A 12,980-nucleotide genomic window follows, 5' to 3' on the forward strand; every position below is an offset into this window, starting at 1 on the left:
GTAAGTCTCCTCTGAGAGGAATTCCCGGGTTTGGAATTTTTCTCGGAGGTGCTTACATGCAGGTTTCTGCCTGGAGTAGCTGTCCTAAAACTGACTTAAGTCTATCACATCAAATTCGTTAGTATTTTCTTCCAGATTAGCCGTAAAATAAAGAACCTGGGTTTGGTCACTAACCTCTTTGAGGACTTCAAATGCCGCTTGACGCCGCTTTTTATCAAAATTAACAAAACCATCGTCAATCATAATGGGAAGTGGGTATTGATCACTAAAACCAATGGCCATTGAAAAAACTAGCGCAAGGTATAGCTGCTCCAAAGTACCCTTAGATAGCTCATTAATGGCAAACTCAACATCGTCATTTCTAAGAACACTAATTTCATTTTCAAATAAAATATCCTGATACCGTTGTCCCGTTAAAATGGCAAAATACCGTTTTGCAAGCTTTAAAATTTTGGGTACCCGTCCTCTGGTTGCAATATTTAACACATTTTGAATCCACTTGTCAGCCAGCCGCAACGCGATCAACCGATGCACATCTTCTAAAATATCGGTTTCTAAATTGGCAAGTTCCTGCCGGAGATCAAAGTAGGTTCCACTTTTAACTAAATTCGCTATTTGAATTTTAAGTTCAGCCTTCTTTTCACTAAGGGCACTCAATTGTTTTTGGAGCTGGCTAACTTGCTTGTCCTCGTGATCAATTTTATTAGTTAACTGAGATTTGTCAATTTCGCTTGGTATCAATAGTTTAGAGTCTTTAAGTTGTTGAGATAACTCGTTTTTTCGTCTCAACTTTTCTCTCAGCTGTTTTTGCTGGTTAATACCAGCAATAAAGTCATCATCTGATTTAACGTGACGACTTTGGAGAAAAGCAGTCTTCTGCTGATTAGCTTCTTCAAGCTTTTTGGCCGCCTGATCCTCTAATTGCTGATAAATCGTCAAATTCTTTTGTTTCGCCTGGTAATCGGCAACTTGTTGCTGCCAATCAGTAATCGTTCGTTCGAGCTCATCAATATTTTCTAAGTAGTTGGTTCGATCAAATTGCACCCAGTCTTGAGCGAAACGCCAATCATCGATAAATTGATCATATTGGCGCTGTTCCGCCCCAAGTTGACTGGCAATATCTTCCTCACTCGTCTGCAGTGCCTGAAGCTGTTGCAACTGAGCTTGGATTGGGATCCACTTTGACTGATCAATTCCCGTTAAAGCATATTTTGAACGGATGGTGGCTAATTTGCTTTGAATCGTTGTTAACTGCTGCTTCAGCTCTTGATCATCTACTTGAGGCATTATCGGAACTATCGCCGGCTTATCTGATTGGTCCAATCCCCAAATCAAAATGCCAATCGCCAACAGGTAACCAACCCAGCTAAATGGTAACTGGTGAAGTAAGACTGTTCCAATCGCAACAATTCCGGCACCGACGTAATAGCCAATACGTGATTGTTTAACAACTGGTCGGTGTCTCGTTTGTCGTGAATTGGTTTTAGTGCCAAGTTGATCAAAAAGAGTTGCCTCCTGTCTCAAAAGGTCGTTAACTGTTGCGACCCCACTATTTGGAAACGGCTTAGGAACAGTTCCGGAAGCGTTTTTAGGTAATCGCAATTGTAGGTCATTCATTTTAACTTGATTAGCCTGGCGCTGGTCAGTTAAAAAAACAATGTGGGCGGCCAAATCACGCTGATGTGGCAACTGGGCTGTTAAGCGTTCGATTGTTTGCCGATTGCTTTCGTAAAATTTACGAGCAGGACTATCAGTAATTTCTTCCTTCAGAACAGAAATTTTGACTTGATTTTCACCAACCTGCGCACGTGTGGATTTAATGACCAAATTAAGGCGATTAAATTCTGCCTGATCCGCATCAGTGAACGCAGCTTTAAGATCCTGCGTAGTCACTTGATCCAAAGCTGCCCGTTCTTGGACTAGCGGTAAAAAGCTCATCAAATGTCGATCCTTATCAAGTTGTTGTTGGGCAGCTGATAGCTCAGCCTGATACGAATTAAAGTTAGTGAGTGCCCTATCTAGTTCTGCTTGGCGATCCAAATACTCAGGATAAGCCTTTTGAGCATTGGTAATTTTAGCAGACAGTTCATGATATTTTCGTAATTTAACGTTAATGAGCTTGGTTCGCCCTCGAGGCTTATACAAATTATCGGCAGTTTTAGTAAGCGCCCTTTGTAATCCAACCCATTTGTCGGCATCAGTCACCCCAATTCGCTGAATCTGAATTGCAAGACTCATTTCATCTGTTTTATAAAATTGTTTTTCGTCAAAATCACCAAAATAAAACAACTGATTATATGATTGGCGATCAATTGGCGAAATCATTTCCAAAAAAGTATTGGCAGGTAACTCAGTGTCATGGTCGACATCAAAAAGTTTGACGTCACCTCCCTTTGGGCCATCCGTTCTAACTAATTTATAATTATGACCGGCTTCTGAAAATCGTAATTCCCCACCATACGCTTTAGAGGTTCTTGGTCGGTATTGCCCATGAACGGCTTGTTTTTTATTTTGAAAGCCAAATAACATCGATTCAATAAAATCGATAATGGTACTTTTACCAGCCTCATTAGGGCCATAAATGACCTGTAGCTTGTGATCAATGGGGATCCGTTGATCAATCCATTTGCCATAGCCATAAATGGTTAGTGATTTGATATTCACTTGCCGTCCCCCTCATCAGAATTAGTGACGTTTTCCTGTAAAATTGCCGTTGTTTGATTAAAAAGGTCCTGTTCTGTATCCGCCATGAAAATATCGTCTTTAATAAATGGATACTTTGCCAGTCCCTTATTTAGTAGTTTAGCAACCTGTTCACTCGTGAGTGTTTGATGCTTAGCTTCATCAAAAAAATTCTGGTCTATATTGCTTAGCACCACTTGGCTGGTAGAAGTAAACTTAATTGACGTAATCCAACAATTGAGCTGCTGCCAATTCTTAGCATTCATTTGCTGAACGGCTGAAAGCAAATCACCGTCAATTATAGCTTGCCGTATCTCCTTAGAGTGAGACCGTTTATCAGCTAATTCAATTCTGACAAAATGAAGTTTGGCATATTTCTGCGTTGAAATCTTATTCATGATGGTGTTAGCAAGATTATCGACAGAGTCACTCGTCACTGAGATCTGCAGCTTTTCCCAAATAATTGGTGCTGTTGCATGAAACTCGGTTGTCAGGTGTCGCCCATTGCTTTGAACCAGCAAGTAGCCTTTATCACCACTTTCGTTGATATGGCGCCCCTGCGTATTTCCTGAATAATTGATTAAACCTTCATCGTCTAAAGATTGCCGCTTATGAATATGACCAAGGGCCCAGTAGTCGTAATCCTTTGATTTAAGCTGTTCCAGGGTAAACGGTGCATAATTAGCCTCAGGAGATTTAAGCGTGCTCAGACTGCCGTGTAGCATCCCAATGTTCCAATCAGCATCAATTGCTTCTGGATAATTGTTAATAATCGGATCATTAACCCATTGATTACGAAAGCTAAACCCAGTAATTGCGGCAATCTGCCCGTTAGACAATTCGATTGTTTTTGTTTCAACATCATTTCCAAAGACATGTGTATTACTGGGATAACCAAGTTTATCAAAATCACCATTATAATAATCATGATTGCCAAAACTAATGAAGACCTGAATGTGTGCGGCTGCTAACCTTTGCAATTGCTGAATCAAAAATACCCGGGCTGAAACACTCCGTTCCTGGCGGTCAAATAAGTCACCGGCTATTAGAACAAAATCAACCTTTTCTGAAATTGCGTCATCAGTTAGTTTCTGAAATGACTCAAAGGTTGACTTACGAATTCGTTCCCATAATGGCTGTGGAAGCGAATCGTTATGTAATCCCAAAAACGGGCTATCTAAATGTAAATCCGCTGCATGGATAAATTTCACTTAAGTTGCCTCCTCACCAAATTCAATCCGAAAATAAAAAACATGCGTCGCTTGCCATCCTCACTTAATTCATCAATTATTTAAGAAGCACGCATTTCAATATGACATTTAACAAAGGAGTGCCGCAATTCCCCCAGGAAATAACGGCACTCCTTTGTTAAATTCTGAGATCCAAGCATCTATTGATCCCGTCTTATGAGCTTAAAATCTGGGATCAACCGCCATTGCCATGACCTTTTAGCTTCGGTAAAGCTCCATGAGCGGTTTCGTCACCAAATCATTAACGTCACCCAAAACCGTATTGAGTGCTTTTTCATTTTTCATTAAATCTGAAATAATTGAGCTCTGCCCCATCTTACTAGCCATTGCTTGGGCATTTGCAATCTCTTCTTGAGTTGGCTGAGTACCTTGCATTTGCTTTTGTTGTAACTGCATTTGAGTCGTTTGGAATTGTTTGAACAATTGGAACGTGTCTGGGTCAGCCTTAAGACGCTCATACGTTGCCTTTAAGTCCCCAAATTCCTTAGTAGTGACTAACTCCTGCTGTAGTTGGGTAGCGAGTTCAGTTAATTTATCATTCATTAAATTATCCACCTTATCTTCGTATTTATTTTAGTTTAACATAAAGCTAACCAGATGCGAATGCTCCATCAAGAAGCATTGTAGATTCTCTCGATTAATGGCCAAACCAATTTTTAACATCATCAATCAGCTGCTTAGCCTTTTCTTCAACCTGACTAGAATATTCATTAGTTTTCTTTTGAATTGTATCCCAAACACTACCGTTATTGGTTTGATCTTGAACAATTGATTGCGCGTCTTTAGTATTAAAGGTTGAATTTTTCGTATATGGCAACATTGTCTGCATTTCATTTTTGAACAGCGGGCCAACGCCGGTCCCACTCAGGTTCTCTAAATGATGAGCCTGACTAGTACTATCAAAGCCTTCCCACGTAGCCACTACCAAGTCAGGGGTATATCCGATGATCCACTTATCCTTAGTTGCATCAGCGGACCCGGTATCATCGGCTTCGGTACTCCCGGTTTTGCCGGCAACTTGATAGCCATATGGTTTGGCATCTGCACCAGTCCCATTGTTGAATACCCCGAGCATCATACTCGTCATCTGCTTAGCAACCGCTGAGGACATAATTTGACGCCCCTGTTGCTTTTCCGTATTATCTACCACAACCTTACCAGTTGAGTCGACAATTTTGCGAATGTAAAATGGCTTGACAATTTTACCGCCGTTTGCGAATGCCGTATAGGCACCTGCCATCTGTTGGGGGGATACGCCACCAGACATCCCACCAAGTGCCAGGGCTAAGTTCTTATCCTTTTTAGTGACTGGAATGTTGAAGTCCTTCACTGATTGATATCCCCGGTCCACCCCGATTTGATTCAGTAACCAAACCGCTGGGGCATTCATACTTTGAGCTAATGCCTCGTACATCGGCACTTTCCCCTGGTATACATTGTTATAATTCTTTGGTGTGTAATGATTGGTACCATAGGATTTCTTCTTATCAACTAATTCAGAATCAAACTTATACCCAGCCTCAAGTGCAGGAGTGTATACCGCCAATGGCTTCATCGTCGACCCCGGCTGCCGGTCAATTTGAGTTGCCCGGTTGTACCCACGGAAAACATGCGCCCCACGACCACCAACAACGGCAGTAACCCCACCGGTTGTTGGTGATACTCCGATCGAAGCAGCTTGAACCTTGGTCCCATCGGTAGCGTTTGCCGGGAAATAATAGTTGTTATTAAACGTCGTCTGCATTGCTTGCTGTTGAGATTGATTAAGATTCGTGTAAATTCGATAACCACGGTTCATAATCTCGGATTCGGTTAACCCATATTTGCTAATTGCTTCATCGATAACAGCATCAAAGTAATACGGATAGCGATAACCATCCTTTCTGACATAGGTATCTCGAAGGACAATCGGGGTTCGTTTATAATAATTAGCTTGCGCTTGAGTCAACTTGTTATTCTCAACCATTAGCTGTAAAACAACGTTTCGCCGCCACTTTGCCGCTTTTGGATGATCAATCGGGTTAAATGCACTAGGCGACGTCAACATCCCAGCCAGAACAGCGGAATCCGGAACGGAAAGGTCAACCGCATTTTGGCCAAAATACTTTTGGGCAGCATCCTGAACCCCCCACACCCCATTGCCAAAGTAGGCATTATTAAGGTACATTGTCAGAATTTCTTTTTTGGAATAAACGTTCTCAACCTGAACTGATAAAAACAGTTCTTTTAGCTTTCGGGTCATCGTTTGCTCCTGGGATAAATAAGCATTCTTAACCAATTGCTGAGTTAACGTACTCCCGCCACCGCTAATATAATCACGATGTAACAGCTTGTTCTTAACAAGCAAAAACATTGCCCGGGCAATTCCCTTAACTGAAAAACCATACTCATGATAAAAGTTACGATCTTCAGTCGAAAGAACGGCTTTAGGAATATTTTTTGAAACTTTATTTAATTGGACATAGGTGCCCTTTTGTGCATATAGTTCTCCCGCTTTGTGATTACTAGTATCAAAGATCTCGGTTGTTTTGGCAAGCGAGGATTCCAAATTTTGGACGTGAGCCGTCTTAGCCAAAAAAACCAAATAGGTACTCATCATTAATCCAACGCTTAAGAATAAAACAACCAACCATTTAACCAAATGATACTTGCGACAAAAACGGTTAAATCGTTTAAATAAAGGTCCAGCCTTTTTTCTAAATGATTTGGTTGAATTGTTGTTCATACTCATACTCCTTTTATAAATACTTACACATTGTATCACATCATTGATTTTGGGTTTTTAGCTGTCTTGAAAACTTAATGAGGTTTTAAAGTGTGACGATAAAAGAAGCAGGAACCGCAAGTGGCTAATTTTCAAAATAGGAATAAAAGAATATTGTATTTTCGCCAATATAAAACGAGTGCGAGACAGCTTGAACCGTTGTCTCACACTCGCTTAGTGGCTTAGTATAAAATTATTTTAACTTAATTACATTGCATCAGGTGCTTTAACGCCTAACAAATTAAGTGATTCCTTTAAGACGATTGAAACTGCTTTAACCAGTGACAAACGTGCACCTAATTGATCATCTTCAACTAAAATCTTGGAATGGGCATAGTACTTATTGAAAGCTTTAGCTAATCGCAGTGCATACTTAGCGACTTCGGATGGTTCAAAGTCCTTGCATGCACTTTCAATGATGGCTGGGAACTCTTTCAATGATGTCAGTGTTTCCCAAGCAGCTGGATCATCAAGGGCCTTATCAGCACCATGGAAGTCAATCGTACCAGCTTTTCGAAGGATACTTTCAGCTCTAGCATGTGAATATTGAACATATGGGCCGGTTTCGCCTTCGAACTTTAATTGATCTTCAAGAACAAAGTCGATGTTATTAGTCCGTTCATTCTTTAAATCACCAAAGATAATGGCACCAACACCAACCTCCTTGGCAACCTCTTCTTTATTTGGCAAATCAGGATTCTTCGCTTCAATTTGCTTCTTAGCAAGTTCGATAGCATCGTCAAGAACTTGATCCAACAAAATAATTCGGCCAGATCGGGTTGACAATTTTTTACCGTTAACGGTAATTAGCCCAAATGGAATATGATGAAGATTTTCAGCTGATGGGAGTCCCATCTCTAATAAAACAGCCTTTAATTGCTGGAAGTAATACGTTTGTTCTGAACCGACAACGTACAAGTTCATCGCTGGTTTATAGGTTCTATCACGATAAATTGCGGTGGCAATATCACGAGTAATATAAAGCGTAGCACCATCACTCTTAAGAATTAATGCGGGGTTCAAATTGTACTTATCAAGTTTCACCACCTGGGCACCTTGTGATTCAACTAATAAGCCTTTATCCTTAAGAATTTGGATTCCTTCGTCCATCTTGTCATTATAGAAAGCCTCACCATTATAGGTGTCAAAAGTTACGCCCAATTTATCATAAATCTTGTTAAACGATTCAAGTGAAACTTTACGGAACCATTTCCAAAGGTAAACTTCCTCTTCATTACCATCTTCCAATTTCTTAAAGGTTTCCCGAGCTTCATCGTCTAGTTCTGGATGTTCCTTATCTTCTTGATGGAATTTAACATAATATTTAACTAAATTATTAATTGGGTCTTTACGAACATCATCTTCATTACCCCATTTTTTATAAGCCACAATCAGCTTACCAAATTGAGTTCCCCAATCCCCTAAATGGTTATCTTTGATTGGATGATAACCGTTTTTTACCAAAATCTTGGCAATCGAATTACCGATAACAGTTGAACGCAAATGACCCATTGAAATCGGTTTGGCAATATTGGGTGATGACATATCAATTGGAACATTACCACCCTTACCATTATCATTTTGACCATAAGCGGCACCCTGTTCAATAATATCAGTTAAGATTTCATTACTAAACTGACCTTTGTCTAGGAAAAAGTTAATATAAGCACCCTTGGCTTCAACCTTTTCATAAGAAGTCTGATCAATCTTAGCAACTAAATCAGCTGCAATCTGGTTAGGTGCTTTATGAAGAACCTTAGCGAGTGCAAAAGCTGGGAATGCTAAATCCCCCATTGTCTGTGTTTTTGGCTGCTCTAGCTTCTCGTAAACTTCCGCTGACGATAACTCATCGTTTAAAACGCTCAAAATTGAATTTGTAACCTGTGCCTTATAATCCATAACTAATTTCCTCCGTCTACAAATATACAAAAAAACTCTTACAAAAAAATTGTAAGAGACGAGTAAACCCGCGGTACCACTCTATTTGATAAAAAATATCCGCTCAAATTATTAACTTATTATTCTAAAAAGCGCGCTTCGCTGACTAAATAATTCGGCTCTCACCATCCCGAAATCGCTTAATACTTAGCAACCAACTACTCCTCTTTTATCGCCGAATAATCTAACTTCTTAGAAGTAACCTGATGACCCTAATACAGTCAACGTTAATTGATGTTACTTCGATACCCCGTAGCAATGCCTGCTACGAAGCGGGTAACGGGAATCGGACCCGCGACGCAAGCTTGGGAAGCTTGAATTTTACCACTAAACTATACCCGCATAACAAAAACAATTATATCACGCTTGCTTGTCTTTGTCATAATGTTTTGAAATTTATAAAGAACTCGCAAAAAGATTGCTTTTTGATACTAAATTATTGATACTAAAGTAAAGAGGTGTTTGGGATGTGGATCATACTTAATTACGCATGTTGGGGGATTTTTTTTCTGAACTTCATTTGGGGATTCACCCGGCCCATCAAAAAACGAGTAATCGATTCGATGATGATTTCTAGATTGTTCTATTGGTTAATCGTTATTAGCCAAGTTGTCATTGCGTTACGATCATTTCACCGTCATCCCGCAATGGTTATCATAGGTGTCCTTATAACCCTCGTTGTAATCGCCCTCACTGAAAATGCATATGGTCGCAAACAAGATACTCACTACACGCCGAGATTGTTATGGCTGCTAGTGATTATTACGCCACTGGCGGTCATCATCCAGACACTTGTCAACTATTAACTAGTTGACTATTTTTTTTGTCTTCGTATCTTTTCAATCCATTCAATTGAGCGGTCGGCTAGCACTGCCTGTGCATCAATTACTGGATACTCATGATTGCCAGCTCGCTGTTCAGCCACCGATAATTCTGTGCATCCAAGCACGACAATATCGCAATGAAAGTCATTGACCATTTCAGCTAAAATATGATGATAAAGATCGGCGTCGACAGTATTTTTTTGTTTAACATCATCGTAGATCAACTCCATTGTTTGATCCGCAATTTCCGCCGTGGGTTTAAATAATTCATAGCCGGCATCAATAATCTCACGGTCATAAATACCATCATGAAGTGTTCCTTTAGTCGCAATCAAACCGACTTTTCTAGCATGAGGAACGTGATCCTTAATTGCTTTGATTGTCTCATGCGGCATATTCAGAATTGGGACATCCGTTAATGCCTGCAAGTCATCATAGAAATAATGGGCTGTATTACAGGGAATTGCAAAAAAAGCCGGATGCAGTTGACTTTGCTGTTTGATATCTTCAGCTAACGGAACAAATGGATTCGGCTTAGAATGATCCAAAATATAATTTGTTCTGTCAGGAACCGTAGAATGATTGACCAAAATATAATTTAAGTAATCCTGATCCTTAGTCGCTGGTGTCCGCTCATTCAGAATATGAATAAAGGTCTCGGTCGCCTCAGTTCCCATCCCACCAATAATTGTAAAAAAGTTATCCATTATTAATCAGTCCTTACTTAGCAACAAAATACCGTTTAAAATTCTTGGCATAATTATGAAACATCCATTTGTATAACGCATACCGCTTCACATTCTTGTCTTGTGCGTACCAGAATGTATCACCATAGCGGCCTTCTTTGATTAACTGAATTGCGTCATCCTTGGCAGCATTTTCCTTAGCATATGTCTTAAAAATTTTGGTTGATACCCCTAGCCAAAGAAAGTATTTATTTTTATCTTGATTGGCGTATAGCGTTGGCTTAGTCTTCAAAGAATCAAACACGTAATCTTGAACGACCCAGTCGGCAAGTTTATAGCCATTCAAAGTCACAAAGAAACTGCTTCGTCCCGTTCGTAAGTTAATTTCAAATAATTTATAGGAATTATCCCTGGTATCAAACTTAATGTCAAAATTAGCGTAACCAGTAAAATTAATTTCCTCCAAAAAGGTTTGAACCCGATCATAAATATCCTGGTTAAATTCGGGAATAATTGCCACGTAGTTACCAATCGCAGAAGGTGACGGGTCTTCCAAAAGTGGGTGACCCAAACACATTAATTTAACTTTGTGATTTTTATCAACATAAACATTCAGTGTTCGCATATTGCTGTCATCACCTGGAATGAAATCCTGGAGAATAAAGTCTGACGTATAGCCGTTATCGTAACTTTTAGCAATAACATCCTTAAATTCTGCTTCATCCTGAATGATGAACGCCTTCTTACGACCCTCAAAATGAATATCTAGCCATTCCACACTGTTTGCCGGTTTAAGGGCAACTGGATATCCAAATGGCTGTTCAATTGTATCTCCTGATTCATATAGTTGTTTGGAAATGATTTTCGTTTTAGGATATGGCAAATCGTATTTGTCACACATTTTGTAAAAATTTTCTTTATCATTTAATTTCTTAATCAAATCATAATCAATGTATGGACAAACAAAAACATCTTCTAGTTCTGCCTTGTGCTTAGAAATAAGTTCAGCGTACCCATCACCGCAACCGATTAAAATAACCGGTTCAGTATGATCAGCGTATCGCTGCTTTATCCGTTTCATAGAATTAATCCACGTTGGATCCTCGCTGAACCCTGGAATTAGTTCTAAATCAACAACCTTGGTGTACCGGGTTGGTGCTAATCCTACTTGGGCAAACGCTTTGACTGGTTTGCCATAAATTTGGTAGAGACAGCGGGCCATTCCGTATACATTAAAATCACTTCCCAAAAGAACGGGGGTAAAATCACCATTTTGATTAGTCATTCAATTAAAGTCCTTTCACTAAATTTGCAACAATTGCGGCATCCCCTTCATAGGGAACGTTTTGACCATTAATTTTTTGAAACGCGTCGTGCCCCTTACCTGCAACAAGGACAACGTCTCCAGGTTGACTTTCGGTTACCGCCTTAGTGATTGCTGTTTTGCGGTCAGCAATATAGGAAACGGCCACCTTCTTTTTATCAATGTGGTCAGCGATCTTTGCTGCAATTACCTTAGGATCTTCGGTAGCTGGATCATCTGCCGTTAAGTAAGCTTGATCCGCGAACTCATTAATTGCCTTTCCAAGGCCCTCACGCCGATCAATCCCCTTGTCACCAGTACTACCAGTAATCACGGTAATTTTTCCCTTAGGCGCTTGGCTCTTCAAAAAGTTTAATACTGAGTGAAGGCTCCCATAGTTATGGGCATAATCAACATACATTGTCCCATGAGACTTACTTCGATAGATCTCCATTCGCCCCGGAACCGTCGTGTGCGCTAACCCATTTCGAATGTCATCGACACTCGCGTTCATCAGTGCACTTGTAATCGCTGCTGCAACGGCATTACCTTCATTGTAGTCTCCCGGAATGCCCACTTCATACTGACCATCAATTCCAAGCCTTTTAGCGTGATCAGTATTGGCAGTTAGCTGAATCTTATTATTGGTAAGTGAATCTTCAAGCGATGTATATTGAAAATCAACTGGGATTCCTAGTTCACTGACGACTGCTGTTCGACCATAAATATAAATATTTTCTGGTTGGGTCGTTGCCTTGGCTGCATAATAAATATCCTTTATATGTGTGCCATCCGCGTTGAGAAGACAGATATTGGCGTTAACCAATAGTTGTTCCTTACAATGTAAATAGTCAGCAAAAGTCGGATGCTCGTTTCTGCCAATATGGTCGGGAGAAATATTCAAAAAGACGCCAACATCATAATGAAGACCGTAAACCCGATTCTTCTTATAAGCCTGCGAAGAAACCTCCATTACTAAGTGTGACATGCCATTTTTAACAGCTGAATTCATATTCGTAAATAAATCCAAGGATTCGGGGGTGGTCAAACTCGATTTAACAACGTCATTGGCCCCAGTTCCTACCACTGTGTTAATAGTTGAAAACAAGGCCACTTTTTTACCGTAAGTCCGGTCTAAAATTGATTTGGTGAAATATGCCGAGGTCGTTTTCCCCTTAGTTCCTGTAAAAGCAATTGTTGGTAACCCATTTTGTGGATATCCAAAAAATGCCGCACTTAACAGCGACATTGATTTTTGGATATTAGTCACGATAATTCCAGGGATGACCACATTATCGTATTGTTTTTCAGAAACGTAGGCAAGGGCACCCTGACTTTGAGCAGCCAACAAGTAATCCGGTTTAAAGTTTCCCTTACAAAAAAACAGGCACTTTCCAGAGACTAACTTAGAATTGTAAGCAATCTGCTTAAAGTTCAGGCTTAAATCACCCAATTGACTATCAACTAGTAAATGATGCTCTTTTAAGATCGTCAAAATTTCGTCAAGCGTAATCTGTGCCAATTCGTATACCT

9 protein-coding genes and 1 tRNA gene are annotated in these 12,980 nt (G+C 40.0%); 1 reads left to right on the forward strand and 9 read right to left on the reverse strand.

Annotation, left to right across the window (positions count from 1 at the left end):
• Window positions 1–84: 84 nt before the first annotated feature.
• From FC98_RS01340 to FC98_RS01365, 6 genes are all read right to left on the reverse strand, one after another.
• Entirely contained in the window at window positions 85–2,664 is a 2,580-nt protein-coding gene (locus FC98_RS01340; protein ID WP_056949070.1) for an ATP-binding protein, read from the reverse strand.
• Window positions 2,661–3,893, reverse strand: a complete 1,233-nt coding sequence (locus tag FC98_RS01345) for a metallophosphoesterase family protein (RefSeq protein WP_054654288.1) — start codon at window positions 3,891–3,893, stop codon at window positions 2,661–2,663. The genes FC98_RS01340 and FC98_RS01345 overlap by 4 nt, the downstream gene beginning before the upstream one ends.
• Before the next feature lie 237 nt (window positions 3,894–4,130).
• Window positions 4,131–4,475, reverse strand: a complete 345-nt coding sequence (locus tag FC98_RS01350; protein ID WP_008858391.1) for a YlbF family regulator — start codon at window positions 4,473–4,475, stop codon at window positions 4,131–4,133.
• A 94-nt stretch (window positions 4,476–4,569) separates the two neighbouring features.
• Window positions 4,570–6,657, reverse strand: a complete 2,088-nt coding sequence (locus tag FC98_RS01355) for a PBP1A family penicillin-binding protein (protein WP_056949072.1) — start codon at window positions 6,655–6,657, stop codon at window positions 4,570–4,572.
• Between the two features lie 246 nt (window positions 6,658–6,903).
• Window positions 6,904–8,595 carry an arginine--tRNA ligase gene (gene argS, locus FC98_RS01360; RefSeq protein ID WP_056949073.1) on the reverse strand — a complete coding sequence of 564 codons (1,692 nt, stop codon included), beginning with the start codon at window positions 8,593–8,595 and terminating at the stop codon, window positions 6,904–6,906.
• 310 nt (window positions 8,596–8,905) lie between these two features.
• Window positions 8,906–8,976: transfer RNA gene (locus FC98_RS01365), tRNA-Gly, on the reverse strand.
• Window positions 8,977–9,101: 125 nt separating this feature from the next.
• Here FC98_RS01365 and FC98_RS01370 point away from each other — a divergent pair.
• The gene (locus FC98_RS01370) at window positions 9,102–9,440 is read left to right on the forward strand and encodes a YisL family protein (RefSeq protein WP_008858396.1); all 339 of its coding nucleotides are present in this window, start codon (window positions 9,102–9,104) and stop codon (window positions 9,438–9,440) included.
• A gap of 8 nt (window positions 9,441–9,448) precedes the next feature.
• On the opposite strand, the gene FC98_RS01375 is transcribed toward FC98_RS01370, so the two are convergent.
• From FC98_RS01375 to FC98_RS01385, 3 genes are read right to left on the reverse strand one after another with little or no spacing between them, the layout of a single operon-like run.
• Window positions 9,449–10,165 carry an aspartate/glutamate racemase family protein gene (locus FC98_RS01375; RefSeq protein WP_056949075.1) on the reverse strand — a complete coding sequence of 239 codons (717 nt, stop codon included), beginning with the start codon at window positions 10,163–10,165 and terminating at the stop codon, window positions 9,449–9,451.
• Between the two features lie 13 nt (window positions 10,166–10,178).
• Window positions 10,179–11,429, reverse strand: coding sequence for a carboxylate--amine ligase (locus FC98_RS01380; protein ID WP_008858398.1), 1,251 nt, complete (start codon window positions 11,427–11,429; stop codon window positions 10,179–10,181).
• Between the two features lie 4 nt (window positions 11,430–11,433).
• Entirely contained in the window at window positions 11,434–12,969 is a 1,536-nt protein-coding gene (locus tag FC98_RS01385) for a UDP-N-acetylmuramoyl-L-alanyl-D-glutamate--2,6-diaminopimelate ligase (RefSeq protein ID WP_008858399.1), read from the reverse strand.
• Window positions 12,970–12,980 lie beyond the last annotated feature (11 nt).

This window comes from Lentilactobacillus kisonensis DSM 19906 = JCM 15041, from assembly GCF_001434135.1.
In the GTDB taxonomy this organism is placed as follows: Bacteria; Bacillota; Bacilli; order Lactobacillales; family Lactobacillaceae; genus Lentilactobacillus; species Lentilactobacillus kisonensis.

Coding starts and splice junctions, on each gene's coding strand:
- FC98_RS01370 (WP_008858396.1), top strand. CDS start 9,102: ATGTGGATCATACTTAATTACGCATGTTGGGGGATTTTTTTTCTGAAC.
- FC98_RS01355 (WP_056949072.1), bottom strand. CDS start 6,657: ATGAACAACAATTCAACCAAATCATTTAGAAAAAAGGCTGGACCTTTA.
- FC98_RS01350 (WP_008858391.1), bottom strand. CDS start 4,475: ATGAATGATAAATTAACTGAACTCGCTACCCAACTACAGCAGGAGTTA.
- FC98_RS01380 (WP_008858398.1), bottom strand. CDS start 11,429: ATGACTAATCAAAATGGTGATTTTACCCCCGTTCTTTTGGGAAGTGAT.
- FC98_RS01375 (WP_056949075.1), bottom strand. CDS start 10,165: ATGGATAACTTTTTTACAATTATTGGTGGGATGGGAACTGAGGCGACC.
- argS (WP_056949073.1), bottom strand. CDS start 8,595: ATGGATTATAAGGCACAGGTTACAAATTCAATTTTGAGCGTTTTAAAC.